Origin of the sequence: Micromonospora matsumotoense, assembly GCF_050951065.1 — a bacterium.
Taxonomy (GTDB): Bacteria; Actinomycetota; Actinomycetes; order Mycobacteriales; family Micromonosporaceae; genus Micromonospora; species Micromonospora matsumotoensis.
Genome location: NZ_CP192025.1, coordinates 4,015,722 through 4,041,078, shown reverse-complemented (window position 1 = coordinate 4,041,078; position 25,357 = coordinate 4,015,722). Strand labels below are relative to the sequence as shown.

Here is a 25,357-nt window from a genome sequence, read left to right as displayed (position 1 = left end):
CGCCGTCCCGATGGACCTCACGGTGGCCGTTGCCGGGGTGCCCGGGAACGGCCGTGCGGACCTCAGGCCCGGCCGCGCTCCCGGCGGTAGCGGCGGATCAGCGCCGCCGTGGAGGAGTCGACGTCGGACAGGTCCGGCGCGTCGCCGGCCAGCTTCGGCGCGAGCTGGTTGGCCATCACCTTGCCCAGCTCCACCCCCCACTGGTCGAACGGGTTGATGTCCCAGACCGCGCCGCAGGTGAACACGATGTGCTCGTAGAGCGCGATGAGCTGGCCCAGCGTCGACGGGGTGAGCTTCGGCGCGATGATCGAGGTGGTCGGGTGGTTGCCCGGCATCACCCGGTGCGGCACCACGTCGGCGGGCGTGCCCTCCGCCTCGACCTGCTCCTTGGTCCGGCCGAAGGCCAGCGCGGCGGTCTGCGCGAAGAAGTTCGACATGAACAGGTCGTGCATCTCGCCCAGGTCGTGATTGGGCTGGCTGAACGCGATGAAGTCCGCCGGGATCAGCAGGGTGCCCTGGTGGATCAGCTGATAGAAGGCGTGCTGGCCGTTGGTGCCCGGCTCGCCCCAGAAGATCTCCCCGGTCGGGTGGTCCACCGGCGTGCCGTCCAGGGTCACCGACTTGCCGTTGCTCTCCATGGTGAGCTGTTGCAGGTACGCCGGGAACCGGTGCAGGTACTGCGAGTAGGGCAGCACGGCGTGGGTCTGCGCGCCGAGGAAGTCGACGTACCAGACGTTGAGCAGCCCCAGCAGCGCCGGCAGGTTCCGCTCCACCGGCGCGGTGCGGAAGTGCTCGTCGACGGCGTGGTAGCCGGCCAGCAGCTCGCGGAACCGGTCCGGCCCGACCGACAGCATCACCGACAGCCCGACCGCCGACGGCAGCGAGTACCGGCCACCCACCCAGTCCCAGAAGCCGAACATGTTCGCCGGGTCGATGCCGAAGTCGGCAACCCGGCCCGCGTTGGTGCTCACCGCCACGAAGTGCTTCGCGATCGCCGCGTCGTCGTCGGCGTCCAGGCCCGACAACAGCCAGGTCTTGGCCTGCTCGGCGTTGGCCAGCGTCTCCTGGGTGGAGAAGGTCTTCGACACCACCACGAACAGGGTGGTCGCCGGGTCGAGGTCGTGGGTCTTGTCGTGGATGTCGGTCGGATCGATGTTGGAGACGAACCGGCAGTTGATCCCCGCGTCCCGGTACGCCTTGAGCGCCTCGTAGGCCATTACCGGGCCGAGGTCGGAGCCGCCGATGCCGATGTTGACCACCGTGCTGATCCGCTCGCCGGTGTGCCCGCGCCACTGCCCGGAGCGGACCCGCTCGCTGAACGCGGCCATCCGGTCCAGCACCCGGTGCACGTCGGTCACCACGTCCTGACCGTCCACGGTCAGCGCGGCGTCGCGCGGCAGCCGCAGCGCGGTGTGCAGCACCGCCCGGTCCTCGGTGGAGTTGATGTGCTCCCCGGCGAACATGGCGGCGATCCGGTCGGTCAGCCGGACCCGCCCGGCCAGCGCGGTGAGCAGCCCGATCGTCTCGTCGGTGACGAGGTTCTTGCTGTAGTCGACGTGCAGGTCGGCGACCTCGCCGGTGAGCCGCTCACCCCGTTGCCGGTCGGCCGCGAACAGCTCCCGCAGGTGGGTGCCGCGCATCGTCTCGGCGTGCTTGCGCAGCGCCTGCCATTCGTCGGTGGTGGTCACACTCGCAGCCATCGGGTCGATCTTCTCCTTCACGACGGTCGTCGGCGTCCCGCATGGTGCGCCGACGGTTCGCGTCCCAGCCTGCCACCCGGGACGCGGCCACGCGACGCGACCCGGCGCAGCCGGCGGCCCGGCGTGCCCGACGACACGCCAATGCGACAGGTGTACGACACGCCGCCACGGCGAGACAGCTCGTCGTCGCTGACAGTAGGCTCGCCCTGCCCCGCCCCCCTTCGGCCCGGGAGGAACCATGGCGACGGTGATCGGCCCCCGCCGTCCGGCCGGCGCGGACGAGCCCGACGAGTCCGCCGCCGATGCCGGGCTGGACCTGCCGGAGCTGGCGGACGGCGGCTGGATGCACCACGCCACCGAGTTCGCGCACACCAGCTTCCGTGCGGTGGCCCGTCGGCTGCCCCGGCTGGTGCGCGAGGCCATCGCGTTGGCCTGGGCGACCAACCGGCGCGACACCCTGGTCGCGATCGGCCTCAACCTCGCCGCCGGGGTGATGACCACGCTCGGCCTGCTCGCCACCACCGGCGTGCTGCGCGAGCTGTTCGCCGCCGGCCCGACGCCGGACCGGGTCCGCGCCGCGCTGCCCGCGCTGGTGCTGGCCGCGGCGGCGGTGACCGTGAAGGGCACGCTGACCGTCACCGCCGGCTGGGCGCAGGCCCGGCTGATTCCGCAGATCAACTACGCGGTGGAGCTGCGGCTGTTCGAGACCACCACGGCGGTCGAACTGGCCGCCTTCGACGACGCCGGCTTCGCCGAGGAGATGGACCGGGTCCGCGACCGGGGGATGGCCGAGGCGGCGTCGATCGTGGACCACACCGTCAACCTGATCACGGGGGTGGTGGGGGTGCTGGCCACCGCCGCCGCGGTGACCGTGATCCAACCGGTGCTGCTGCCGTGCCTGCTGCTCGCCGCGGTGCCCGAGGCGGTCACCGCGGTCAGGATGGCCCGCCGGCAGTACCTCGACATGCTGGCCCGGATCAACCGTCGTCGCCGGATGTGGATGCTGGCCCACCTGATGGCCAACCGGCACACCGCCGCCGAGGTCCGGGCCTACCAGATGCGGGACTTCCTGCTCACCGAGTTCCGGCGGATGATGACCGTCGAGACCGCCGCGCTGCTGCGGCTGGCCCGGGCGCAGAGCCGGACCCGGGCCGTCGGGATGTCCGTCGGCGGGATCGCCGCCTTCGCGATCTACGCCGTGCTCGGCGGCCTGCTGCTCACCGGCGTGGTCGCGTTGGCCGCGGCGGCGACCGCCCTGCTCGCGCTCCAGTCGGCGCGCAGCAGCCTCGCGCTCGCCGTCTATGCCACCAACAACCTCTACGAGGACGCCCTCTACTACCAGGACTACCGGGACTTCCTTGACCGGGCCGACAGCCGCACCGCCGCCGGGCAGGGGCGGCCCGCCGCCGGCTTCGAGTGTATCGAGCTGGACCGGGTCAGCCTCCGCTATCCGGACACCGACGCCCCGGCGGTGGACGAGGTCAGCCTGACCGTCCGGCGGGGTGAGGTGATCGCCCTGGTCGGCGAGAACGGCTCCGGCAAGACCACCCTGGCCAAGCTGATCGCCGGTCTCTACCGGCCCACCGGCGGGGTGATCCGGTGGGACGGGGTGGACGTCGCGGAGCTGGACCCGGCGGCGACCGCCGCCCAGGTGGCGGTGATGACCCAGGAGTGGTGGAAGTTCCCCTTCACCGCCGCGCAGAACATCCGCATCGGCCGGCACGACCGGTCCCCGGACGCGGCCGGTCCGACCGTCGAGGACGCCGCCCGGTCGGCCGCCGCGCACGACATGATCGCCGGTCTGCCGTTCGGCTACGACACCCTGCTGGCCCGGGAGTTCAAGAACGGCCACGACCTCTCCGGTGGGCAGTGGCAGCGGCTGGTGGCCGCCCGGGGCCTCTACCGCGACGCCCGGTTGCTGATCTGCGACGAGCCGTCGGCGGCCCTCGACGCCCGCGCCGAGCACGCGCTCTTCCAGCACCTGCGTCGACGGCCCGACCGGACGGTCGTGCTGATCACCCACCGGTTGGCCAACGTCCGGCACGCCGACCAGATCTTCGTGATGGACCACGGTCGCCTGGTGCAGCAGGGCAACCACGACGCGTTGATGGCCGCCGACGGACCCTACCGGGAGCTGTTCGAGTTGCAGGCGAGCGGCTACCTCGCCGCCTCCGAGTAGCGGCGGCTCCGGCGTCACCGGGCCGAGTGGTGGCGGCTCCGGCATCGACGTTCGTTGAACTTTCGGAGGTGTTTCGATAGCGTCAACCGGGTAACCTCTCGACCTCGGCGGTGGCGGCTGAGCGACGGCACAGGCGGGCGTGGCCTCCGGGCGACCACCCCGCCTCCCCAGGCCGGCCACCGCACTCGGGCGAAAGGTCGGGACGGTGCACCCCTCACCGTCTTGAAAGGCCACTGCCATGAACCATGTGTCCGCCCGCAGCAGCGGGCGTCGGACGACACCACCGCGGCTGCGTGCCGCACTGGCCTCGATCGCCATCGGCGTGGTCGCCGTCGGCACCACCCTCGCCCTCGCCTCCAGTGCCAGCGCCGGCACCACCCTCGGCGTCACCGCCGCCGAGACGGGCCGCTACTTCGGCGCCGCGGTGGCGGTGAACAAGCTCTCCGACTCCGTCTACGTCGGCATCCTGAACCGTGAGTTCACCATGGTGACCGCCGAGAACGAGATGAAGTGGGACGCCACCGAGCCCAACCCGAACCAGTTCACCTACACCGGCGGCGACCGGCTGGTCAGCCACGCCCAGGCCAACGGGATGCGGGTCCGCGGTCACGCGCTGGCCTGGCACCAGCAGCAACCGCGCTGGACGTCGGTCCTGTCCGGCAGTGCCCTGCGCAGCGCGATGATCAACCACGTCACCCAGGTCGCCACCCACTTCCGGGGCAAGATCTACGCGTGGGACGTGGTGAACGAGGCGTTCGCCGACGGTGGTGGCGGCGGGCGGCGTGACTCCAACCTGCAGCGCACCGGTGACGACTGGATCGAGGCGGCGTTCCGGGCCGCCCGGGCCGCCGATCCGGGCGCGAAGCTCTGCTACAGCGACTACTACACCGACGGGCAGAACGCGAAGAGCAACGGCGTGTACGCCATGGTCCAGGACTTCAAGGCCCGGGGCGTGCCGATCGACTGCGTCGGCTTCCAGTCGCACTTCACCGGTCAGTCGCCGGTGCCGTCGGACCACCAGGCCAACCTCCAGCGTTTCGTCGACCTCGGCGTCGAGGTGCAGATCACCGAGCTGGACATCGAGGGCTCCGGCAGCTCCCAGGCCGACAGCTACTCCCGCGTGGTCAGGGCCTGCCTGGCGATCTCCCGCTGCACCGGCATCACCGTCTCCGGCATCCGGGACACCGACTCGTGGCGGGCCAGCGCCACCCCGCTGCTCTTCGACGGCAACGGCAACAAGAAGGCCGCGTACACCTCCACGCTGAACGCACTCAACGCGGGCGGTACCACCGTTCCGTCGACCCCGCCGCCCGCTGACGGTGACTGCACCGCGTCGGTGTCGCTCAACTCCTGGCCCGGCGGCTTCGTGGCCACCGTGAAGGTCATCGCCGGTGCGGCGGGGCTCAACGGTTGGGTGGTCAGCCTGAGCCTGCCGTCGGGGGCCACCGTCACCGACGCCTGGAGCGCGCAGAACACCGGCACCTCCGGTGCCGTCAGCTTCCGCAACGTCAGCTACAACGGCGGCGTCGGTGCGGGGGCCAGCACCGAGTTCGGTTTCCAGGGCACCGGCAACGGTCCCACCGGCACGGCGACCTGCGCCCGCGCCTGACCCCACCCGCACCGGGTCGATCCCGGGCCGCACCCCGGCGCGACGGCAACCGCCGTCGCGCCGGGCTGGTCAGGACGTCAGCACCGGGCACCGGACCTCCCCGGCGCAGCGGTGGCACCGGGTCGCCACCGCCACCACGCTTGCCACGGCCCAGTTCGTCACCACCTCGGCGTCGTTCGCGGCGACGAAGGCCGGGTGGGCCACCGGTCGACGGCGGTGGGGCGTCCGGTCAGATCGCGGCGGCCAACGTCACCACCCCGGCCGCGACCAGCACCCCGGCCCAGAGCCGGTCCACGTTGAACCAGACCCGACGCAGCACCCCGACCCCCAGCACCTCGTACACCACCAGCGCGACGGTCAGCGCGACGCCCAGCATGGCAAGGGTGTGCACGCCGGCCGCGACCAGTCCGGACAGCGCGCCGGCCGACGCCGCCGCCAGGTGTCCGGCGTGCCCGCCGGCCGGCGGTGGATCGGCCAGCAGCACCGGCAGCAGCATCAACCCGGCGCCGTGCGCCGACGACATCAGGAACGACCAGCCGGCCACCTGCGCCGCCGACAGCCGCATCCCGGCCCACCGGAAGTGCCGCTGCGACAGCAGCCGCCACAGCCCGAAGCCGACGAGCACCGCCCCGCCGGTCACCGTCAGCGCGGTGCTGGCGGTGACCGAGCGGGTGGCGGTGACCAGCGCGGCGACCACCGCCACCGAGGCCAGGTGACCCGCCGCGATCGGGGGCAGCGCGGCCAGCAGCGCCGTCCGGCGGCGCTGCTGCAACCCCCGGGCGACCGCGAAGAGCCACCCCATCGCCGGGTTCAACCCGTGGAACGCGCCGAGCGCCGCCAACGCCAGCAGGGTCCGCCCGGTCACGGGAAGCAGTACGAGTCGGAGCTGGCGTCGCCACCCTGCAACCGGGTCTGGTGCACCCGCAGCCCCCGGAACTCCTCGCCGTGCGGGAAGAACCGCTCGTCCGGGGTGAGGCCGCCGCGCTCCGGGTCGACGTCCAGCTTGGCCAGCCAGGCGCCCACCCCGTCGGGATAGAACTGGTCGTCCCAGGAGCCGTAGAGCGAGTTGCTGACATAGACCCGCCGACCGTCCCGACTGATCTCCACCATCTGCGGGCCGCCGGCGAGCGGCTCGTCCGGCGCGGCCGGATGGGCGGTGCGGGCCACGATGCCCCCGAGCCGCACCGAGCCGACCAGCACCGGGTGGAACGGGTCGCTGACGTCGTACTGGCGCAGCTCCCCGGTGCCCCAGCAGGAGACGTAGAGGAACCGGTCGTCCACCGACAGGTCGATGTCGGTGACCAGCGGTGGCACCGCGCCGAACGGCTTGAGCAGGTCCGGCAGGTCGGCCGGATCGGCGGGTTCCGCCGGGATGTCGATCACCCGGGTCACCGCCCACGGGGCGTCCGCGCCCGCGCCGTCGCGGTGCCACAACCAGACCGACGCCGACAGGTCCTCGACGCTGATCACCACCCCCACGAAGCCGTACGACCGGGTCGGGTCGTGCGCGGGGCGCAGTTCGAGCGGCATCTGGTACTGGTCGCCGAGGTCGACCCGCTGCACGTGCCGGCGCTTCGCGAGGTCCCAGAAGTGGATCGCGTGCCCGTATCTCCGCCCCAGCAGCAGCTCACCGACGATGCCGTCCTCGATCATCGACGGGGTGCCCCACTCGCTGGTGACCAGCACGTCCTGGGTGAGGTGCCACCACACGTCGTACGCCAGGAACTGCGGGCCCCGGTCGGCCTCCCAGGCACCCCGGACGGCGAACGTGGTGTGGTCGAGCACGGCGATGCCGCCGGGACCCTCGGCACCGTCGACGCCGCCGAGCGCCGACAGGTAGATGCCGTCCGGGCCGCAGTGCACGGTGTGCGGGCGGGAGTAGCCCGACTTCTCGGCCAGCTCCTGCGCGCCGATCACCTTCACCAGTTGCGGGGCGCGCGGGTCCGGACGGGTGTCGAACACGTGGATGCGGGACGACCGCAGCCCCGGCACGATCAGGTAGCGCCGCTCAACGTGCGGGTGCGGGGCGGTCGGGCAGAGCGCGCTGCTGCACGCGTTCCACCCGAAGTGGTGCAGCTCGTCGCCGGTGTGCGGCAGGTCGGTCCAGCCGACCACCCGGCCGTAGTCGGCGGATTCCGGATCGGTGTCGAGCACGACGATCGCGTCCGGCCGCTGCGCCGTGCGGTCGAACGCGGCGACGTAGGCCAGCTTCTCGGCGGGCGCGGTGGCCGCCTCGCGGGGGGAGGGATAGAAGCTCGGGTCGGGTGTCCAGCGGGTCATCGGAATCTCCGGTGGTCAGGCGGCGGGTACGCCGAGGCGGTCGAGCAGGCGGCGACGCAACGCGCCGAAGGCGGGCTGGTCGGGGGAGCGGGCGGGGTCCAGGTCGACGGGGATCTCCTCGGCGATGACGCCCCCGTCGAGCAGCAGGATCCGGTCGGCGAGCAGCAGCGCCTCCTCCACGTCGTGGGTGACCAGCAGGGCGGCGAAGCCGTGCTCGGCGCGCAGCCGACGCAGCAGGGACTGCATCCGCAGCCGGGTCAGCGCGTCGAGCGCCCCGAACGGCTCGTCGAGCAGCAGCAGGTCCGGCCCCCGGACCAGGGCACGGGCCACCGCGACGCGTTGCGCCTGACCACCGGAGAGCTCGGCCGGCCAGGCCCGGCGTCGATCGGCCAGCCCCACCTCGGCCAGCGCCCGGTCCACCCGGGCGCGTACGTCGGGCCCGGTCAACCCGAGCGCGACGTTGTCGCCCACCCGCTTCCAGGGCAGCAGCCGGTGCTCCTGGAAGACCACGGCGGCGGTGCCGCGCAGCCCGGTCCGACCGGTGGCCTCGGCGTCCAGGCCGGCGAGGACCCGCAGCAGGGTGCTCTTGCCGGAGCCGCTCCCGCCGAGCAGCGCCACCACCTCACCGGCGGCGATGGACAGGTCGACCCCGGCGAGCACCGGCCGGCCGTCGAAGGCCCGCCGCACCCCGTGGGCGGTGAGCACCGCCGCCGCGTCGCCGGTCCCGCCCGTCGGGCCGGTCAGGTTGCCCGTAGTCCGCGTCGCCATGTCAGCGTCCTCCTCTCCCACACCCGCAGGGCGACGTCGGACAGCAGCCCGAGCAGCGCGTAGATGACCAGGCCGAGCACCACCACGTCGGTCTGGCTGAACTCCCGGGCCTCCATCATCAGGAAGCCGATGCCGGTCTGGGCGTTGACCTGCTCGCCGACGACGAGGCTGAGCCAGGCCGCCCCGATCGCCAGCCGCAGCCCGAGGAACAGCGACGGCAGTGCCCCGGGCAGCACCACGTGCCGCAGCCGGGCGGCGGGACCGAGTCCGCAGGTACGGGCCGCCTCGACGAGCCGCTCGTCGATGTCCCGGATGCCGGCGTAGGTGTTGAAGTAGATCGGGAAGAACACCCCGAGCGCGACCAGGGTGACCTTCAGCGACTCACCGATCCCCACCCAGATGATCAGCAGCGGAACGAGCCCCAGGTGGGGCAGCATCCGGGCCATCTGCACCGGCGGGTCCACCAGGTCGTCGCCGAGCCGGAGCAGGCCGGCGGCGACGCCGAGCAGCAGGGCCAGCACCCCGCCGACGAGCAACCCGACGCCCGCCCGGGTGAGCGAGTCGAGCAGGTGGACGCCGAGGGTTCCGTCGCCGGCCAGCCGTACGCCGGTGCTGAGCACCTGGCTCGGCGCGGGCAGCTTCTCCGGCGGGAGCAGTCCGGCGCGGGCGGCGGCCTCCCAGCCGGCGACGAGCACGACCGGGCTGACCAGCCGCCGCCAGCGCCGGCCGGCACGTCGTCGCCGGCCGGCGTCCGGTGTGGCCGCGACGGCGGTCGGCGGCGCGGTGGCCAGCACGGTGCTGCTCACTGGAACACCGCGCTGAACCGGTCGTCCACCCGACCGGAGATGTCGACCGGGCCGGGGACCAGGTCGAGGGTGGTGAAGCCGTCCGCGATGGCCTGGAGCTCGGCGCCGACGGCGGGGGTGACCGGGGCCAGCGGACGGGCGCTGCGGGCCAGGGCCCGGGTGGTGACGTCCAGCGGGATCTTCAGCTCGGGGGCGAGCACCGTGGCGCGTTCCTGCGGGTTGGCGATCCCCCAGTCGGTGACCGTGCGGTAGGTGGTGAGGAACGCGCGGACGTCGTCGGTGCGGTCCCGCACCACCTCGGGGGAGGCCAGCACGTACTCCCGGTTGCTGGCCAGGCCGGTGGCGTCGGCGAGGACCTTCACCCCGGGCTGCTCGGCGAGGGCGAAGTACGGGTCCCAGATGATCCAGGCGTCGACCTGACCGTTGTCGAACGCGGGCCGTCCCTCGGCCGGCTTGAGGTACTTGACGTTGATGTCCTTCAGCGTCATGTTGTTCGCGGCCAGCAGCCGGACCAGCAGCCAGTGCACGTTGCTGCCCTTGTTCAGCGCCACCGTCCGGCCGCGCAGGTCGGCGAAGGTCTTCAGGCCGCTGCTCTCCTTGACCAGCACCGCCTCACCCTGGGGGATCGGGGCCGAGGTGCCGACCACCGAGAAGGGGATCTTCGCGGCGGCGGCGAAGATCGGGGGCGCCTCGCCGACCTGCCCGATGTCGATCGCGCCGGCCTTGAGCGCCTCGGTCAGCGCGGGACCGCTCTCGAACAGCGACCACTGCGCGTCCGGTGCGGCGTTGCGGGCCTTGACCAGGCTCAGCCCGCCGAAGCGCTGGTAACCGATGCGCAGCGGACCGGTGCCGCCGCCCGCGTCGGCGTCGTCGGCGCAGCCGGCGACCCCGCCGACGGCGACCAGCGACAGGGCGGTGAACAGGGCGGTGGCCAGGCGGCGTACGCCCCTCGGCGGGGTGGGCATGTCGGCTCCTCGGGAGTGGACGATGTGCTCGCGACGCCGGAGGTCGGCGGCGGGCAGTAACCTACCAAGCCGATAGGTTTTATGGGTAGCCTGTCGTGGTTCCCGTCCCATCCCTCAGGAGGACCTTCGATGCCGCTGACCTTCCACTGGTTCCTGCCCACCTACGGCGACAGCCGCGACATCGTCGGTGGTGGTCACGGCGTCGCGGTCGGCACCGCAGGCGGGGCCCGCCCCGCCACCGTCGCCTATCTCGGGCAGATCGCCCGCACCGCCGAGCAGCTCGGCTTCGTCGGCGCGCTCACCCCGACCGGGGCGTGGTGCGAGGACGCCTGGCTGGCCACCGCCATGCTGTCCGAGGTCACCGAACGGCTGAAGTTCCTGGTGGCGTTCCGTCCCGGCCTGCTCTCACCCACCCTCGCCGCCCAGATGGCCGCCACCTTCCAGCGGCTCTCCGGTGGCCGGCTGCTGCTCAACGTGGTCACCGGCGGGGAGGCCGCCGAACAACGCTCCTACGGTGACTTCCTCGACAAGGGCGCCCGGTACGCCCGTACCGACGAGTTCCTCCACATCGTCCGGGCGCTCTGGCGGGGGGAGACCGTCGACCACACCGGGGCGCACCTGCGGGTCGAGGGCGCCCGGCTGGCCCGGGTGCCCGACCCGGTGCCCCCGGTCTACTTCGGTGGCTCGTCCGCCGCCGCCGGCCCGGTCGCCGCCCGGCACAGCGACGTCTACCTGACCTGGGGCGAACCGCCCGCCCAGGTGGCCGAGAAACTCGACCGGATCCGCGCCGTCGCGGCCGAGGGCGGTCGGGAGTTGCGCTTCGGCATCCGGCTGCACGTCATCGCCCGGGACACCGCCGAACAGGCCTGGGCGCAGGCCGACCGGCTGCTCGACGGCATCGGTGCCGCCGACGTCCGGGCCGCCCAGGAGGGGCTGCGGCGCAGCGAGTCCGAGGGGCAACGCCGGATGCTGGCCCTGCACGGCGGCCGCCGTGACGCGCTGGAGGTCGCCCCCAACCTCTGGGCCGGCTTCGGGCTGGTCCGGGGCGGGGCGGGCACCGCCCTGGTGGGCAGCCACACCGAGGTCGCCGACCGGATCGACGAGTACCACGCGCTCGGCATCGACGAGTTCATCCTCTCCGGCCACCCGCACCTGGAGGAGGCGTACTGGTTCGGTGAGGGGGTGCTGCCGATCCTGCGTGCCCGGGGGTTGTGGCGGCATCCGGCGGGCGACCCGGTGACCGAAGCGTCGGCGAGCATCCCGTTCGCCCCCCGACCGGCCCGGGTCTGACCACCGACTGCGCCCCACCCGCCCCGCCGGCCGGGGGTTGGGCCAGCGCCGGCCGGCGGGGCGGTGGGCCCGCGTCGGCTGGTTCGGCGGGTGGGGTGGTGCAGTGGGTCAGCGGTGGCCCGCGAAGAAGTCGGCCAGCACCCGGGTGTGGGTGGAGAAGGCCAGCTCGACCGGCTCGGTGAGGACCAGCCACTCGGTGGCCTCCTCGGTGGACGTCGACGGGGGCAGCCCCGAGGTCGCCCGCTCCGGCAGTACTCCGAAGATCATCATGGTGCCGCCGTGCGGGGAACCGTGCACCGCGAACAACCGCGCCCGCTCCGCCTCGCCGACCAGGCCGGTCTCCTCGCGCAGCTCCCGGACCAGCGCCTCGGACCAGTCCTCGCCGTACTCGACGAAACCGCCGGGCAGGGCGAGCAGGCCGCGGGCCGGCTCGATGTCCCGGCGGACCACCACCACGCCGAGGCCGGCGTCGGTGCGGACCGGCAGCAGCGCGACCGCGACCGGCGTGGGGTTGCGCCAGACCGTCTCCCCGCAGGTCGCGCAGAGCCGGGGCCAGCCGGCGTCCGCCGGATAGGCCGCGCCGCAGTAGTGGCAGTGGGCGTACGGGAGGACGGTCATGCCGCCGCACGTTACCGCCCCGGCTGCTGCCCGCCGGGGGCAGGTCGACCATCCGGATCCGCCGCCGTCGACCGGTCGTCACGCAGCAGGTCGCGGGCCTCCATCAGGGCGAAGCCGAGCAGGTTGAGCCCCCGCCAGCGGGCCGGGTCCTCGGCGCGCGGGTCGTCGGCGGCCAACCCCACCCCCCACACCCGGTCGACCGGGCTGGCCTCCACCAGCACCCGGTCCCCGGTGCCGAGCAGGTATGCCCGCAGGTCGGCGTGCTGGCCGAACTTGGCCAGGCTGCCGGCCAGCACGATGGGGTACCGCTCGGCCTCCCACACCGCCGGGTCGAAGCGGCGGACCTCCCGGCCGATCGCCTTGGCCTGGTGCGGATGGGCGGCGGCGAGCACCCGCTCCCCGGCCCCGGTGTCGTCGAAGAGCAGCGCCTTGCGCCACATCATCCAGTGCTCGGCGGTGGCGAAGCGCCGCCCGTCCACGGTGAACGCCGCCGGCCACCACTGGCTCAGGCAGCTCTGGCCGACGGTGCCGTCCCGCCGGGGCCGGTGCCCCCAGAAGCAGAGGTATCTCACCCGCTGCCCGGCGTGGTGCAGGGCGAGGACGTCTTCGGCGCGGCGCATCGACATCCGCCCAGTCTGACCGCCGGCTCCGACAACACGCACGCGGGTTTGCACCGGGCCGGGCGACCCGGCGCAAACCCGCACCCTCAGGCCGGCGGCGCGCCGGTGTACGCGGCGACGGTCCGGGCGGCGGCGGCCCGCGCGGCCTGCGGGTCGGCGCCCCCGGCGATGTCGGCCTCGGCCCAGGCTTCGCCGCTGAGCGTCATGAACAACCGCCCGTCCTCGGAGCCGATCCAGGTGGCGGCCTGGTCGGGGGTGATCCCCCCACCGTCGGCGTCCAGGTGGCTGGCGAGGCCGAGCAGGCCGGAGTCCCAGCCGACGCCGACCGCGCCGGGGCCGTACTCGGTCCACCGCTGGTCGTCGACGTGGGCGACGTGTTCCAGGGTGAACCGGGTCCGCTCGTCGCTCTCCGGGGTGAGGTGGACCTCGATCCAGCTGACCTCGTCGCCCATCTCCCAGGTGGCGGCGAAGCTCTTCGGCGGGTCGCAGCGTTCCACCACGCCGCCGGCGTTGCCCTCGAACTGGTAGCGGCCGTGCAGCCGCAGGTCACCGGAGATCGGCAGGAACCAGCGGGGGATGCGGTCGATGGTGGTGCAGGCGTCCCAGAGGTCCTCCAGCGTCGCCCGGTAGGTCTGGCTGATGGTCAGCACGCGCGCCTCACCCGCCTCCAGGGTGCGGCTGCCCACGGTGCGTCGTACGGCGCTGATCTGGTGGCTGGTCTCGATCATGATGTGCTCCGGTGCTCGGTCGGGTCGTCCGTCGTGGTGTGCGACCGCCGTTCGCGTCGGCCCCGGGCCAGCTCGGTGGCCAGGGCGTCCAGTGCCGGTGTCCAGAACCGACGGAACCCGTCCAGCCACTGGTCGACCTCCCGCAGCGGGGCGGGATCGACTGCGTAGAGCCGCCGGGCACCCTGCGGGCGCACGGTGGCGAAGCCGTTGTCCCGCAGCACCTTGAGGTGCTGCGAGACGGCGGGCTGGGTGATCCCGAACTCCTCCTGGATGACCGCGCAGACCCCGCCGGCGCTCCGCTCACCCTGCGCGAGCAGTTCGAGGATGCGTCGGCGCACCGGGTCGCCGAGGACGTCGAAGGCGTGCACGGTCCCCTTTGTATCAGGCATGACTTATATAAGCAATCAGTCTAGGTAGCCGGCGACGGCCGTCCGTAGTTCGGGCAACCGGTCGTGCAGCAGGCCGGGGCACTGGGTGCTGGCGAAGTCCTTGTGGCCGTAGATCTGACTGGCCGGGATGCCGTACTGCTGGCAGGTGAACGCGCAGAAGACCACCAGGCTGTCCCACAGCGCCCGGGGTGGCTGCACGTCGACGTAGATCCCGTCGTTCTCGATGCCGATGGCCTGGCTGTTCTGCCCCACGCAGTGCGCGCCCTGCACCATGGTCTGCCCGTGCAGCAGCGCGTACAGGCTGCCGTGCCGGCCCTCGGTGAGGTGGCCGCCCCGGCTGTTGGTGAAGTGCTGACCCGAGTCGAGCCAGCCGTTGCCGTCCATGTGCAGGTTCTGGATCTCGCGCGAGTTGGCGTACGCGTGGGCCAGGCTGTAGTCGGTCGAGTTCGGAAACGCCGTGTGGTGCACGATGATCTTGTTGGGTCGGCTGCCGACCACGCTCACCGGCGACGACGGCGGCCGGGCCCCCCAGGTGGCGCAGTTGGCGATCACCGGCTGGTCGACCCGGCCGGCGGCGAAGGCTTGGCTGGTGACGGAGGCTCGGCCGGTGGTGGCGGCTCGGCCGGTGGTGGCGGCGCGGGCGGCCGGCCCGTCGAGCAGGGCCGGCGCGATCGCCCCGGCGGTGCCGAGCAGGACCGCGCCGCGCAGCACGCTGCGCCGGGACACGGGAACGTTCATGGCGGGCTCCTCGCGGGTGTCGGGGCGGTCGGGTCAGCAGGGGCCGTTGCAGGCCAGCACCCGGAGCCGGTCGAGGGTGCCGTTCCAGACGTTCTGGTCGCCCGGGAAGGTGCCCGACGACGCCCACTGCCAGAAGGAGTACGTGGACCAGCCGGCCGGCAGGGCGCCCACCGTGCCGGCGTAGCGGGCGAGCCAGAGCGGGTTGGTGGCGGCGAAGCCGCTGTAGTTGCCGGTGCAGGTGGTCCACCAGTCGGTGGTGGTGTAGATCGTCGCCCAGCGCCCGGTGCGGGCCTGGTACTGGTTGACGAAGGACGCGATCCAGGTGCGCATGGCGCTCTGGCTCAGCCCGTAACAGGTCGCGCCGTAGGGGTTGTACTCGATGTCGAGCGCGCCGGGCAGCGTCCGGCCGTCCTTCGACCAGCCGCCGCCGTGGTCGACGAAGTAGTTGGCCTGGGCGGCGCCCGTCGTGGTGTCCGGCCGGGCGAAGTGGTACGAACCCCGGATCATCCCGACGGTGTACGAGCCGTTGTACTGCTGGGCGAAGGACGGGTTGGTGTAGTAGGTGCCCTCGGTGGCCTTCACGTAGGCGAACCGGGCACCGTTGTTCCAGGCGCCGGACCAGTTGACGGTGCCCTGGTAGCTGGAGACGTCCATACCGGGCAGGCCGGCCGGGGCGGCGGCGGCCGGGGTGACGACGTCGCGGGTGGCAGTGGTGGGGGCGGCGGCGGCGGGGGTGGCGACGCCGAGGGTGGCGGCGACCAGGGTGGCGGTCGCCAGCAGCGGGCCCGCGATTGCGCGGAGACGGTTCATCTTTCCTCCCTGAGGGATGCCGCATGGGTACGGCGGGAGCGACGAAAGGAACTGTCAGGTATTAGGTCACGCCTGGAGATAGGTTTCAATAGATGTAGTCAAGATCGTCGATCCTTGCCGGTGCTGGATCGGCGCGGGACGCGACGGTCGAGGTGCGGCCGGACCGGATCGGCCAAGGTTCTTGTGGCGGGGCGGAGTCCACGCGGTCGGCCGGAGTTCAGCGGCCGGCTGGTGCCTCAGCGGTCGGCCGGAGTTCAGCGGCCGGCTGGTGCCTCAGCGGTCGGCCGGTGCCTCAGCGGTCGGCCGGGCTCGATGGTCGGCCCAGGCTCGGCGGTCGGCCGGGGTTCAGGTGGTGGCGGGGCTCGGCGGTCGACCGGGGCTCGGCGGTCACTGGGGCTCGCGGTCTGCTGGGGCTCGATGGTCGGGCGGGGTTCAGGTGGTCGGGCGGGCGAGGATCTCGGCTGCCGCCCGCTCGCCGGCCAGCACCGCCCCCTCCAGGTAACCGGTCCAGCGGGTCGCCGTCTCGGTGCCGGCCCAGTGCACCCGTCCGACCGGTTGCCGCAGCGCGGGCCCGTAGTCCCGCCAGGAGCCCGGCGTCAGCGACCCGCAGAAGCAACCCCGGGTCCACTCGTCGGCCGACCAGTCGTACTCGATGAGATCGTCGGGCTCGGCGGCGGCCGGGCCGACCAACTCCACCAGCGCTGCCAGCACCGCCGCCTGTCGCCGGCCCGGCGACAGGCGGCGCAGCTCACGGGCCTGCCGACCGTAGCTGAACGCGGTCAGCACCCCGCGCGTCGACCCCGGGGTGGAGTTGTCCACCGTCTCGGTCACCGGCCCCTCCGCGGAGGTGGTCACCCCGGAGCGCCCAGCGGCCCGCCAGAACGGCGTCGGGTAGACCGCGTGCAGCTTCAGCGCCGAGCCCATCGGCATCCGCTGGGTCAGCCCGTCACGCAGGACGGGCAACGCCGGGGAGTACGCGATCCGGCCCGCGAGCGCCGGGGCCATCGCCACCACGACCGCCTCCGCCGGGTACGCCCCGTCGTCGGTGTACGCCACCACCTTGAGATCGTCCTGGTGGATGGCCCGCACCGGGGCCCCGGGCCGCACGGTGCCCGCGGGCAGGGCCGCCGCCATCCGTTCTGCCAGAGCCGGTGGACCGCCCACGATCCGATCCTGCTGGGCACCCCCGGCCATTCCCAGCAGCAGTGCACTTCCGCCGCCGCTGCGCAGGTAGAACAGCACCTGCAACAGCGACACCTCGTCCGGGTCCGCCGCCAGCAACCCACCGGCGAGCAGTCGACCGACATGCCGGGCGGTCACCGGATCGGGCGCGACGGTGGCCAACCAGCCGCCGAAGGTGAGCCGATCCCACTCGTCCGCGCGCGCCGCCCGCCACGGCACGGCCGGGTCCACCTCGGCGGCGAGGCGGTCCAGCAGGTCCACCAGCCGCCGTGCCGACTCCGGCGGGGCTTCCCGTAGCCGCCCGTCCCAGCGCACCGCCGTCCTGCCGTGGGCGGCCGACGGGAAGGTGTCCAGCCCGTACCCGGCGACCAGGGCGGCCATCCGCTCCTGGGTCGGCCCGATCCACTGCGCGCCCAGATCCAGCGCGGTGCCGTCGTCCAGCCGCCGGGTGAGCACCCGCCCCCCGATCCGCTCCCGGGCCTCCAGCACCCGCACCCGTGCCCCACCCCGACACAACACCGCCGCAGCGGCGAGCCCCGAAAACCCCCCACCGACCACCACCACCCGCATCGCCCGCGCATACCCCACCCACCCGCCGCTACGCCCACCCACCCCCGCGTCCCGCCCCCGCCCCGGCCCCCGCGTCCCGCCCCCGCGTCCCGCCCCCGCGTCCCGCCCCCGCGTCCCGCCCCCGCGTCCCGCCCCCGCCCCCGCCCCGGCCCCGCGTCCCGCCCCCGCGTCGTGCTGCACTGGTGATCAGAGTGCCGAAAAGTAGACGACACGCCGGGGAAAGTGCTCGTAATTGCAATCTGATCTTGAGCGCACCCGGTAGCCCGGCCAGGGATGCCTTGGTTCCTTAGCAGATCTCGTTGACGAGTGGGGTGTTGTCCACAGCGGTGGTGGGTGTCCACAGGGCGGTAGCGGAGTGTTGCTGCGGTACGCCTGCCGGAGGCAGCCTTCGGGCATGCACCCGGTGTTGCGAGCGTTGGTGGAGCGGGACGATGGGGTGGTGACGCGCCGGGCAGTGGTGCAGGTGGTGCCGGCCTGGGTGCTCACCCGTGCCCATCGCGTGGGCCAACTCCGGCGGGTCCTGCCCGGCGTCTACGTCGACGCCGCCCTCATCACCCCCTCCGCCTTCACTGTCTCCGTTACCCCCACTTCTTCCCCCTCCGGCTCTTCCCCCTCCGGCTCTTTCGCCTCCGGCTCCCTGGCCGCCGTTGACCTCTGTGCTTCCGCTGCCGCCCGCGCCTTCCCTGCTGCCGACAGTGCCTCCTCCGCTGCCGCCCGCGCGGCCTCCGCTGTCGACAGTGCCGGCGTCGCTGGGCGTACCCCTGTCTCCGCCGCTGCGTCGAGGGCTTCGGCCACCTTCGGTCGTGCCGCGCCGGGTTCCGTTGCCGGGGTGGGAGCCGTCGGACCCGATGGTGACGAGGCGTTCCGGCTGCTGGACGTCACCCGCCGTCACCGGGCGGCGCTCGCCTGGGCCGACGGGCGTGCGGCGCTGGGCAGTGTCACCGCCCTCGCCGTCTGGGGAGTACGCAGGCAGCCGGACGGGGAGCCGGTGCGCCTGGACGTGATGGCGGGTTCCGGCCTCAGGAGCCGATCGCACCTCGTGATCCACCGCCGGGACGACCTCTCCCTCGCCCCACCCGGGGTGCTGACCCGGCGTGGTCTTGCGGTGGTGCGGTTGGAACGGGCACTGGTCGACGCCTGGTCGGTGTTGCCCCCGCAGGATCGCCCCGCTCCGGTGATCAAAGCCGTCAACGACCGGCTCACCACCCCGGGCCGGATCGCCCCAGTGCTTACCGCCGTGCCGAGGCTGACCGGCCGGGCGCAGTTGCGCACCCTGCTCGACCGGCTTGCCGCCGGCTGCCGTAGCCCGCTGGAGATCTGGGGGCACGACCACGTCTTCACCGGCCCGGGAATGCCCGTCTTCCGCCGGCAGGCCCGGATCGCCGTCGGTCGGCGCACCATCTACCTCGACGTGTACGCCGAGCGGGAGCGCGTCGACTTCGAACTCGACGGCGCGACGACCCACGGTGATCCCCGCGAGCGGGAGATCGACCTGCGCCGGGACGCGCTGCTCGCCACCGTCGGCATCCTGGTGGTGCGCTTCGCCCGCCACCGCCTGGTCCACGAGCCCGATGCGGTCCGTCGCGAGGTGCACGCGATCCTCGCCACCCGACGCGCAGACACGTTGGTCGGTCGAGACACTGCCTTCCCACCGCCATGAACACCTGCAGGACTGACACTCACAAGCAGTGGGGCAGCACGGGGCAGCGCGGCACGGTGGTGTGACGCCGCACGGCGCATCGTGGGGGCAGGACGGTACGGGGCAGCGAGGAACGGCGTGATGCGACGCCGCACGGGATGGCGGGGGGCCGGGCGGTGCGGGGCAGCGAGGAACGATGTGGCGCGAGGCCGCACGGCGCAGCGTGGGGCAGCGCGGCACGGTGTGATGCGACGCCGCACGGGACGGCGGGACGGCGGGACGGCGGGACGGCGGGACGGCGTGGGGCAGGGCGGTGCGGGGCAGCGCGGCACGGCTGGTGCGGCGCTGCACGGGACAGCGCGGCGCGGCATGTCGGACCTCGGTGTGGCTCTCCAGGTGCGAGGTGCGAGGTGCGAGGTGCCAGGTGCCAGGTGCCAGGTGGCCGGCGGGTGGGGTCAGTCGCGGAGGGTGCGGAGGATGCGGGTGAGGTCGGTGTGGTCGGTGGGGGAGAGGTGGCCGAAGAAGCGTTCCGCCTCGGCGCTGCGGGCCGTCCGGATGGCCGCGCCGACGCGCGTACCCTCGTCGGTCGGCGCGACCAGGGTCGCCCGCCGGTCGGCCGGGTCGGGCCGGCGTGCGACGAGCCCGCGTTCCTCCAGGCCGTCGACGACCTCGGTGGTGGAGCGGGGTGCGATGTGCAGGTGCTCGGCGAGGGCGCTGAGCCGCATTGCGCCGTGCCGGGTCAGCACCGCGAGGGCGCGGGCGTGTCCGGGGTTGACGTCCCAGGGTTCGAGGGTACGCCGGGACTGGTGGCGCAGCCGTCGGGCCACCGCCCAGAACAACTCCGCGAGGCTCTCCTCGGCCGGCTCGGTCGACGGCTCGACGGAGCAGGTGGCCGGCGCTTCAGTAACGCGCGCTGCCGGTGGAGGGGCGGAGCGCGCGGCCGGCGGTTCAGCAACGCGCTCGGCTGGCGGAGAGCCGGAGCGCGCGGCCGGTTCGGCTGGCGGGTCGGATGTCGCACCGGTCACCGGAATACGGTAGCAGGAGTCGCTGTTGCTACCTCATGATGAGGTAACCTCAGCATTACCCGAACCCGTGAAACCCCCGACCGGGAGCACCAACCCCGGTGACAACACGAAGCACGCACCCCCGGACGAAAGAAGGAACCCTTGGATACCACCCAAACCCACCGGGAGGGCCGCGGCGGCGCCCCCCGGACCGTCAGTGCCGCCGAGAAGTCCCAGGCCCGTGCCGTCTCGCTGCGCCGGATCGGTCGGCTGTTCACCGCGTACCGTGGGCAGTTGGCCGTGGTCACCGCGATCATCGTGGTGTCGTCGATGGTCGCGATGGCCTCGCCCTTCCTGCTGCGGGCGGTGATCGACCGCGCGTTGCCGGAACGCGACCTGACCCTGCTGGTCTGGCTGGTCGTCGGCATGATCGCCGTGGCGGCGGTGACCGCCGTGCTCGGCGTGGCGCAGACCTGGATCTCCACCCGGGTCGGGCAGCTGGTGATGCACCGGCTGCGCACCGACGTCTTCGCCCATCTGCACCGGCAGTCGATCGCGTTCTTCACCCGCACCCGCACCGGCGAGGTGCAGTCGCGGATCACCAACGACATCGGCGGCATGCAGGCCGTGGTCACCTCCACCGCCACGTCGATCGCGTCCAACCTGACCACCGTGGTGGCCACCCTGGTCGCCATGGTGGCGCTGTCCTGGCGGCTCACCCTGGTCTCGTTGGTGGTGCTGCCGCCGGCCATCTGGCTGACCCGCCGGGTCGCCGCGATGCGCCGCGAGATCACCGCCCAGCGCCAGCGGGAGCTGGCCGACCTCAACGTCACCATCGAGGAGGGGCTGTCGATCAGCGGCGTGCAGCTCAGCAAGACCCTCGGCGCGGGTGGCGCGCTGATCGACCGGTTCACCACCAGCTCGGCCCGCCTGGTCGACCTGGAGCTGCGCTCGGAGCTGGCCGGCCGCTGGCGGATGGCCACCATGACGATCATCTTCGCCGCCATCCCGGCGGTGATCTACCTCGGCGCGGGGCTGCCCGGCACCGCCGGCACGCTCAGCATCGGCACCCTGGTCGCCTTCACCGCCCTACAGGGTGGGCTGTTCCGGCCGCTGATGGGGCTGCTCAACGTGGGCGTCACGCTGACCGCCTCGCTGGCGCTGTTCGCCCGGATCTTCGAGTACCTCGACCTGCCGGTGGAGGTGGACGACCCGGCCCGGCCGGTGCCGCTCGACCCGACCCGGGTGCGCGGGCACCTGCGCGTCGAGGACGTCACCTTCAGCTACCCCGGCAGCGACACCGCCGCCGTCGCCGGCATCAGCCTGGACGTCCCGGCGGGCACCAGCCTCGCCCTGGTCGGCGAGACCGGCTCCGGCAAGAGCACCCTCGCCGCCCTGGTCAGCCGCCTGCACGACCCGGACGCCGGCCGGATCACCATCGACGGTGTCGACCTGCGCGACCTGCGCCTCACCGACCTGGCCGCCGTCGTGGGCGTGGTCAGCCAGGAGACCTACCTGCTGCACACCACCATCCGGGAGAATCTGCGGTACGCGCGCCCCGACGCCACCGACGCCCAGTTGGCCGACGCCGCCCGCGCCGCGCAGATCCACGACCTGATCGCCGCCCTTCCCGACGGGTACGACACGGTCGTCGGCTCCCGGGGCCACCGCTTCTCCGGCGGCGAGAAGCAGCGTCTGGCGATCGCCCGTACGCTGCTGCGCGACCCCCGGGTGCTGGTGCTGGACGAGGCGACCAGCGCGCTGGACACCGAGACCGAACGCGCCGTGCAACGGGCCTTCGACACCCTCGCCGAGGGGCGCACGGTGATCACCATCGCGCACCGGCTCTCCACCGTGCGGCACGCCGACCAGATCGCGGTGCTCGACCACGGTCGGATCGTCGAGTCCGGCACCCACGAGACGCTGGTGGCCCGCGCCGGCCGGTACGCCACCCTGGCCACCTGACCGACGAGCCGTCCCGCCGCCCCGCGCCCCGACCGCTCCCGGCGGGGCCGTGAACAGGGGCGATGGCGCGGGATCGAAAACCCGAACTGTGAGACGTGAGTTCCCGATCGGCAGTGGCTAGAGTGACGCCGTGCAAAGTGGTGTGCGGGCCCAGGTGCCGGTGCTGTACGTGGCGGACGCCGACGCGGCCCGACGGTTCTACGAGATCTTCGGCTACACCGAGATCCGGGCCGGCGGCGACGGCGGATCACGCTGGTCGTACCTGCGGTGCGGGGAGTTGACGCTGCTGCTGGCGGCGGTCACCCCCCGCCTGGTCACCGTCGAGCTGCCCCTGCTCGTCTACCTGTACGTCGACGACCTGACCGCGACCGCCGAGCGGCTCACCGCCGCCGGGCACCCGGTCGAGAAGGCCGGCTACCCGGAGCACGCCCCCGGGGGCGAGTGCCGGGTCACCGACCCCGACGGCAACGTGGTCGCCTTCGGGCAGCGGCAGGCCGTACCGCCGCAGGAGCGGGACCCGCAGGCGGGCGGTGAGGTGCGGTTCTCGCTGATCCGGGAGGCCGCCGAGGCGGTCGGTCGGCGCGGCGGCGCACCCGCCCGGTGCCAGATCGGCGGCCCGCGCGGCGAGCCGTGCCCCGAGCCGGCAGAGGTCAAGCTCGCCGACTCGTGGGGCGACACGGCGTGGGGTTGCATGACGCACGCCGACGAGACGCTGCTCACCGCGCGCGGCGCGTTCCTGGCCACCGAGGACGGAATGGGCCTCGGCCCGTTCCTGCGCGCCCGCCAGGGCCAACCCGATCGCCACCCCACCGAGGAGACTCCGGTGCCCTGAACCGCCCGGCACGGTTCAGCTCGGCCGGTTCACCCGGAACCGGTGCCGGCCCGGCGGGCCTGGTGCTGTCGGTCGCGCACCGGTGTTGCCGGCTCAGTGCGGCGGGCAGACGCTGCCGGCCGCGCACCGGCGGAACCGACTCGGGGCGGCGGGGTCGGCGCTGGTGATCGCGCGGCGTTGCCCCGGTCGGCCCGGGTCGGTGGGGCCGCTGGCGGGGCCGGGCGCAGGCCGTCGAGCCGGACGAATATCTCCCGCCTGGACACCGCCCGGTCGTGCCGATCCAGGACGTACCCGGTGAGCCAGAGCCAGGCCCGATAGGGCACGGTCTCGCCCACCGACACGACCCGGAACCGCAGGGCGCGTTCCCCGGCGAACTGCACCGAGGCGGCCCGGTCGATGATCAGCAGCTCACCGGGGCGGGGTGGCGCGACGGCCGGTGTCCCGCCGCTCACCAGGGCCCGCCGTTGCGCGGTCGGCACTGCCGGGCCTGCCAGTCGCGCAGGGCCCGCCTCAGCCGGTCGTTCTCCTGGGCCAGGACGCGGATCTCCTGGTACAACGCGGCGAGTTCGTCGGCGAGTCGGGCCTGGAACCGGTGTACCTCGACGGGGTCGACGCCGCGTCGGCGTGGCGGAAACTCGTGGGTGCGTACCTCGTGGGGGGTCAGTAGCGCCGGGCGGCCGGTCCCGTAGGGCTGGCCACCCCGATACACCTGGGCCACGGGGGTCCTTTCCGGTGCGGGGGAGGGTGGAAGGGTCCTATCGGTGGTGCTGGAAGGCGGGTCGTCCGCCGCCGGCTGCGGACGACCCGCCGGCCCGGCCGTCGCAGCCCACATCGGCGGTACGACAGCAGGGCAGCCGGATGGGGTCGGGACGGGCACCCGCACCCGCCCCGACCAGGGGAAAGCCGTTCTCGTTGCCACGCGAGGAGCGGCTCACGCTCAACACTAACGGCTTAGTCGTTTAAGTCAACCACTGAGTGTTGTCGCCCGTGGGCGATTCGTGATCGAATTGGCGTGCCACGCAAGGAGCGCCATGCCTACGACACCCGACTACATCCGTATCGCTGACGACGTCATCGCCGGCGTGAGGGCCAAGAAGCTCAAGCCAGAGGATAAGCTGCCCTCGATCGCGGAGATGGCGGCCGATTACAAGGTCGGCACGTCGACGATCCAGATGGTCTACGTGCGGCTGGAGGCACTGCGCGTCATTCGCCGACACCAGGGCAAGGGCGTCTTCATCGCCGACCCGAAGCTCTGGATGCGCGAACCCTGACCCGTTGACCCCCCTCACCCCGCCTCACGCGGCGATCTGCCTGGTGATCAAGAGGTTTACGTCAACTTTGATTTCCCCGATGACGCAAACTCCTTGATCACCAGGCGCATGGCAGGCTCTGCGCCCTGCGTCTCCGCTCCACCTCGCCCGCGCCCCACGCCGAGCGCCCCGCCCCGGTGATCAAGAGGTTTGTGTCATTCAGAAGATCAACCTTGACGTAAACCTCTTGATCACCGGGCGGGGTGGGGTGGGGTGGGAGCGGGAGGTGGGGTGGGGGTGGGGAAAGTGGGGGGAGCCGTGGGGGGTCTGGGTGCGTCCAAGGGGTATGACGAGTTTTCGAGGCATGTGGGTGGCGGTCGTTCCGCTGCTCCTGCTCACGGCTGCCTGCGCGGGGCAGGGTGAGCCGACCGGTGCATCCGAGGATGCCACGCCTACCTTTCCGGCCGATGTGCCGGTGCTCCGGATCGACCACACGGGCGGCTTCGTGCGGCCCGAGACGAACCTCACCCGGCTGCCGGCCGTCAGCGTCTACGGTGACGGCCGGGTGATCACCCAGGGGCCGACGGTCCTGAGCTATCCCGGGCCGGCGCTGCCCAACATCCAGGTCCGCACGATCAGCGCGGCCGAGGTGGCGAAGCTGGTCGAGCAGGCCCGCGCCGCCGGGGTGGGCAGCTCCGTCGACGTGGGCACCCCGTCGATCACCGACGTGGCCACCACCCGCTTCACCATCCGGGGGTCGGTCGGCACCGAGCAGTTGGAGGTCTACGCGCTGGGCGAGGCGACCGGCCCGCAGTCCGGCCTGACCGCCGCCCAGCAGGCCGCCCGCGACAAACTGCGGGCGTTCGCCGACAAGGTGACCGACCCGGCGGGCGCGGCGACGCAGCCGTACCAGCCGACCGCCATCGCGGCGGTGGCCGGGCCGTGGGTCGCCACCCCGGAGACGGCGAAGCAGCCCAGGGTGGAGTGGCTCGGCCCGACGTTGCCCGGTGCCAGCCTCGGCGAGGGCCTCAACCTGGGCTGTGTGACGGTCACCGGCACCGCCGTGCAACAACTGATCGCCACCGCCGGCAAGGCCAACGCCGCGACCCCGTGGACCTCCGGCGGGAAGCGGTGGACGGTGACCCTCCGCCCGCTGCTGCCTGACGAGACCGACTGCGCCAGCCTCACCGCTGGCCGCTGAGCCGCCCTCGGCCGGTCGACCCGATCACGTGTCGACCGGCCGAGGCGGCCGCTCGGATCTGTGCGCTGTCGATACCGGAGCTGGCCGTCCGGTTGGGGGGCGATCCCGCCTGGGCAGATGTCGGTGATCGGCCGGGGCGAGCGGGACGACGTTCGTGCTCATGGTTGCCCTGGGCCTGTCGAGCCGCCGGATCGCCCCGATGCTGGTTCGCCTG

General features: G+C 73.0%; 25 protein-coding genes. 8 read left to right on the top strand and 17 right to left on the bottom strand.

All coding sequences use genetic code 11. The annotated features are described in order from the left end of the window. Positions 1-62: 62 nt before the first annotated feature. Positions 63-1,700: a glucose-6-phosphate isomerase gene (pgi, locus tag ACQP1S_RS17825; protein ID WP_432896618.1), complete on the bottom strand. Its 1,638-nt coding sequence runs from the start codon at positions 1,698-1,700 to the stop codon at positions 63-65. Between the two features lie 238 nt (positions 1,701-1,938). On the opposite strand from pgi, the gene ACQP1S_RS17820 reads away from it, so the two are divergent. Then, positions 1,939-3,879: an ABC transporter ATP-binding protein gene (locus ACQP1S_RS17820; protein WP_432896615.1), complete on the top strand. Its 1,941-nt coding sequence runs from the start codon at positions 1,939-1,941 to the stop codon at positions 3,877-3,879. 238 nt (positions 3,880-4,117) lie between these two features. Next, positions 4,118-5,488, top strand: coding sequence for an endo-1,4-beta-xylanase (locus ACQP1S_RS17815; protein ID WP_432896612.1), 1,371 nt, complete (start codon positions 4,118-4,120; stop codon positions 5,486-5,488). A 69-nt stretch (positions 5,489-5,557) separates the two neighbouring features. Here ACQP1S_RS17815 and ACQP1S_RS17810 read toward each other — a convergent pair whose 3' ends face one another. From ACQP1S_RS17810 to ACQP1S_RS17785, 6 genes are read right to left on the bottom strand one after another with little or no spacing between them, the layout of a single operon-like run. Beyond that, the gene (locus tag ACQP1S_RS17810) at positions 5,558-5,692 is read right to left on the bottom strand and encodes a hypothetical protein (protein ID WP_432896609.1); all 135 of its coding nucleotides are present in this window, start codon (positions 5,690-5,692) and stop codon (positions 5,558-5,560) included. A gap of 25 nt (positions 5,693-5,717) precedes the next feature. Then, positions 5,718-6,353, bottom strand: a complete 636-nt coding sequence (locus ACQP1S_RS17805) for a hypothetical protein (RefSeq protein ID WP_432896606.1) — start codon at positions 6,351-6,353, stop codon at positions 5,718-5,720. Continuing rightward, positions 6,350-7,768 carry a selenium-binding family protein gene (locus tag ACQP1S_RS17800; protein ID WP_432896603.1) on the bottom strand — a complete coding sequence of 473 codons (1,419 nt, stop codon included), beginning with the start codon at positions 7,766-7,768 and terminating at the stop codon, positions 6,350-6,352. Before ACQP1S_RS17800 ends, ACQP1S_RS17805 begins: the two co-directional genes overlap by 4 nt. A gap of 15 nt (positions 7,769-7,783) precedes the next feature. Then, the gene (locus ACQP1S_RS17795; RefSeq protein WP_091242805.1) at positions 7,784-8,536 is read right to left on the bottom strand and encodes an ABC transporter ATP-binding protein; all 753 of its coding nucleotides are present in this window, start codon (positions 8,534-8,536) and stop codon (positions 7,784-7,786) included. Beyond that, on the bottom strand, positions 8,509-9,342 hold the full coding sequence (locus ACQP1S_RS17790) for an ABC transporter permease (protein WP_091242801.1): 834 nt from the start codon (positions 9,340-9,342) through the stop codon (positions 8,509-8,511). The genes ACQP1S_RS17795 and ACQP1S_RS17790 overlap by 28 nt, the downstream gene beginning before the upstream one ends. After that, the gene (locus tag ACQP1S_RS17785; protein ID WP_091242798.1) at positions 9,339-10,307 is read right to left on the bottom strand and encodes an aliphatic sulfonate ABC transporter substrate-binding protein; all 969 of its coding nucleotides are present in this window, start codon (positions 10,305-10,307) and stop codon (positions 9,339-9,341) included. The genes ACQP1S_RS17790 and ACQP1S_RS17785 overlap by 4 nt, the downstream gene beginning before the upstream one ends. Before the next feature lie 129 nt (positions 10,308-10,436). On the opposite strand from ACQP1S_RS17785, the gene ACQP1S_RS17780 reads away from it, so the two are divergent. Next, on the top strand, positions 10,437-11,597 hold the full coding sequence (locus ACQP1S_RS17780) for an LLM class flavin-dependent oxidoreductase (protein ID WP_432896598.1): 1,161 nt from the start codon (positions 10,437-10,439) through the stop codon (positions 11,595-11,597). Between the two features lie 108 nt (positions 11,598-11,705). Here ACQP1S_RS17780 and ACQP1S_RS17775 read toward each other — a convergent pair whose 3' ends face one another. The 7 genes from ACQP1S_RS17775 to ACQP1S_RS17745 all read right to left on the bottom strand — a co-directional run bounded on the left by ACQP1S_RS17775 (position 11,706) and on the right by ACQP1S_RS17745 (position 17,270). Then, positions 11,706-12,215, bottom strand: coding sequence for an NUDIX domain-containing protein (locus ACQP1S_RS17775; protein ID WP_091242791.1), 510 nt, complete (start codon positions 12,213-12,215; stop codon positions 11,706-11,708). A gap of 11 nt (positions 12,216-12,226) precedes the next feature. Next, positions 12,227-12,841, bottom strand: coding sequence for an NADAR family protein (locus tag ACQP1S_RS17770; RefSeq protein ID WP_432896594.1), 615 nt, complete (start codon positions 12,839-12,841; stop codon positions 12,227-12,229). Between the two features lie 80 nt (positions 12,842-12,921). Beyond that, positions 12,922-13,563: an SRPBCC family protein gene (locus tag ACQP1S_RS17765; protein ID WP_432896591.1), complete on the bottom strand. Its 642-nt coding sequence runs from the start codon at positions 13,561-13,563 to the stop codon at positions 12,922-12,924. Beyond that, complete coding sequence (locus ACQP1S_RS17760) at positions 13,560-13,931, bottom strand: ArsR/SmtB family transcription factor (RefSeq protein ID WP_091242777.1); 372 nt, start codon at positions 13,929-13,931, stop codon at positions 13,560-13,562. Before ACQP1S_RS17760 ends, ACQP1S_RS17765 begins: the two co-directional genes overlap by 4 nt. 36 nt (positions 13,932-13,967) lie before the next feature. After that, the gene (locus ACQP1S_RS17755; RefSeq protein WP_432896588.1) at positions 13,968-14,690 is read right to left on the bottom strand and encodes a peptidoglycan recognition protein family protein; all 723 of its coding nucleotides are present in this window, start codon (positions 14,688-14,690) and stop codon (positions 13,968-13,970) included. 33 nt (positions 14,691-14,723) lie between these two features. Next, positions 14,724-15,500, bottom strand: a complete 777-nt coding sequence (locus tag ACQP1S_RS17750) for a lysozyme (protein WP_432896585.1) — start codon at positions 15,498-15,500, stop codon at positions 14,724-14,726. A 432-nt stretch (positions 15,501-15,932) separates the two neighbouring features. After that, positions 15,933-17,270: a flavin monoamine oxidase family protein gene (locus ACQP1S_RS17745; RefSeq protein ID WP_432896582.1), complete on the bottom strand. Its 1,338-nt coding sequence runs from the start codon at positions 17,268-17,270 to the stop codon at positions 15,933-15,935. 811 nt (positions 17,271-18,081) lie between these two features. Between ACQP1S_RS17745 and ACQP1S_RS17740 the strand changes: the two genes are divergently transcribed. Further along, positions 18,082-18,912, top strand: coding sequence for a DUF559 domain-containing protein (locus tag ACQP1S_RS17740; protein WP_432896579.1), 831 nt, complete (start codon positions 18,082-18,084; stop codon positions 18,910-18,912). Positions 18,913-19,346: 434 nt separating this feature from the next. Here ACQP1S_RS17740 and ACQP1S_RS17735 read toward each other — a convergent pair whose 3' ends face one another. After that, positions 19,347-19,730, bottom strand: coding sequence for a MarR family winged helix-turn-helix transcriptional regulator (locus tag ACQP1S_RS17735; protein WP_432908118.1), 384 nt, complete (start codon positions 19,728-19,730; stop codon positions 19,347-19,349). 327 nt (positions 19,731-20,057) lie between these two features. On the opposite strand from ACQP1S_RS17735, the gene ACQP1S_RS17730 reads away from it, so the two are divergent. Beyond that, positions 20,058-21,860 carry an ABC transporter ATP-binding protein gene (locus tag ACQP1S_RS17730; RefSeq protein ID WP_432896576.1) on the top strand — a complete coding sequence of 601 codons (1,803 nt, stop codon included), beginning with the start codon at positions 20,058-20,060 and terminating at the stop codon, positions 21,858-21,860. 130 nt (positions 21,861-21,990) lie between these two features. After that, positions 21,991-22,692 carry a VOC family protein gene (locus ACQP1S_RS17725; RefSeq protein ID WP_432896573.1) on the top strand — a complete coding sequence of 234 codons (702 nt, stop codon included), beginning with the start codon at positions 21,991-21,993 and terminating at the stop codon, positions 22,690-22,692. Positions 22,693-22,721: 29 nt separating this feature from the next. On the opposite strand, the gene ACQP1S_RS17720 is transcribed toward ACQP1S_RS17725, so the two are convergent. Continuing rightward, positions 22,722-23,144 carry a hypothetical protein gene (locus tag ACQP1S_RS17720; RefSeq protein WP_432896570.1) on the bottom strand — a complete coding sequence of 141 codons (423 nt, stop codon included), beginning with the start codon at positions 23,142-23,144 and terminating at the stop codon, positions 22,722-22,724. After that, positions 23,141-23,410, bottom strand: coding sequence for a DivIVA domain-containing protein (locus ACQP1S_RS17715; RefSeq protein WP_363668160.1), 270 nt, complete (start codon positions 23,408-23,410; stop codon positions 23,141-23,143). The genes ACQP1S_RS17720 and ACQP1S_RS17715 overlap by 4 nt, the downstream gene beginning before the upstream one ends. Positions 23,411-23,723: 313 nt before the next feature. Here ACQP1S_RS17715 and ACQP1S_RS17710 point away from each other — a divergent pair, with 313 nt between their 5' ends. Both ACQP1S_RS17710 and ACQP1S_RS17705 read left to right on the top strand, forming a co-directional pair. Next, entirely contained in the window at positions 23,724-23,963 is a 240-nt protein-coding gene (locus ACQP1S_RS17710) for a winged helix-turn-helix domain-containing protein (RefSeq protein ID WP_432896566.1), read from the top strand. A gap of 325 nt (positions 23,964-24,288) precedes the next feature. Next, on the top strand, positions 24,289-25,143 hold the full coding sequence (locus tag ACQP1S_RS17705; RefSeq protein ID WP_432896563.1) for a hypothetical protein: 855 nt from the start codon (positions 24,289-24,291) through the stop codon (positions 25,141-25,143). Positions 25,144-25,357 lie beyond the last annotated feature (214 nt).

Bases quoted from the DNA above. Each gene is read 5' to 3' on its own strand.
- ACQP1S_RS17750 (WP_432896585.1), bottom strand. From the start codon at position 15,500: ATGAACCGTCTCCGCGCAATCGCGGGCCCGCTGCTGGCGACCGCCACC.
- ACQP1S_RS17785 (WP_091242798.1), bottom strand. From the start codon at position 10,307: ATGCCCACCCCGCCGAGGGGCGTACGCCGCCTGGCCACCGCCCTGTTC.
- ACQP1S_RS17800 (WP_432896603.1), bottom strand. From the start codon at position 7,768: ATGACCCGCTGGACACCCGACCCGAGCTTCTATCCCTCCCCCCGCGAG.
- ACQP1S_RS17820 (WP_432896615.1), top strand. From the start codon at position 1,939: ATGGCGACGGTGATCGGCCCCCGCCGTCCGGCCGGCGCGGACGAGCCC.
- ACQP1S_RS17710 (WP_432896566.1), top strand. From the start codon at position 23,724: ATGCCTACGACACCCGACTACATCCGTATCGCTGACGACGTCATCGCC.
- ACQP1S_RS17780 (WP_432896598.1), top strand. From the start codon at position 10,437: ATGCCGCTGACCTTCCACTGGTTCCTGCCCACCTACGGCGACAGCCGC.
- ACQP1S_RS17755 (WP_432896588.1), bottom strand. From the start codon at position 14,690: ATGAACGTTCCCGTGTCCCGGCGCAGCGTGCTGCGCGGCGCGGTCCTG.
- pgi (WP_432896618.1), bottom strand. From the start codon at position 1,700: ATGGCTGCGAGTGTGACCACCACCGACGAATGGCAGGCGCTGCGCAAG.
- ACQP1S_RS17765 (WP_432896591.1), bottom strand. From the start codon at position 13,563: ATGATCGAGACCAGCCACCAGATCAGCGCCGTACGACGCACCGTGGGC.
- ACQP1S_RS17815 (WP_432896612.1), top strand. From the start codon at position 4,118: ATGAACCATGTGTCCGCCCGCAGCAGCGGGCGTCGGACGACACCACCG.
- ACQP1S_RS17770 (WP_432896594.1), bottom strand. From the start codon at position 12,841: ATGTCGATGCGCCGCGCCGAAGACGTCCTCGCCCTGCACCACGCCGGG.
- ACQP1S_RS17775 (WP_091242791.1), bottom strand. From the start codon at position 12,215: ATGACCGTCCTCCCGTACGCCCACTGCCACTACTGCGGCGCGGCCTAT.
- ACQP1S_RS17795 (WP_091242805.1), bottom strand. From the start codon at position 8,536: ATGGCGACGCGGACTACGGGCAACCTGACCGGCCCGACGGGCGGGACC.
- ACQP1S_RS17705 (WP_432896563.1), top strand. From the start codon at position 24,289: ATGACGAGTTTTCGAGGCATGTGGGTGGCGGTCGTTCCGCTGCTCCTG.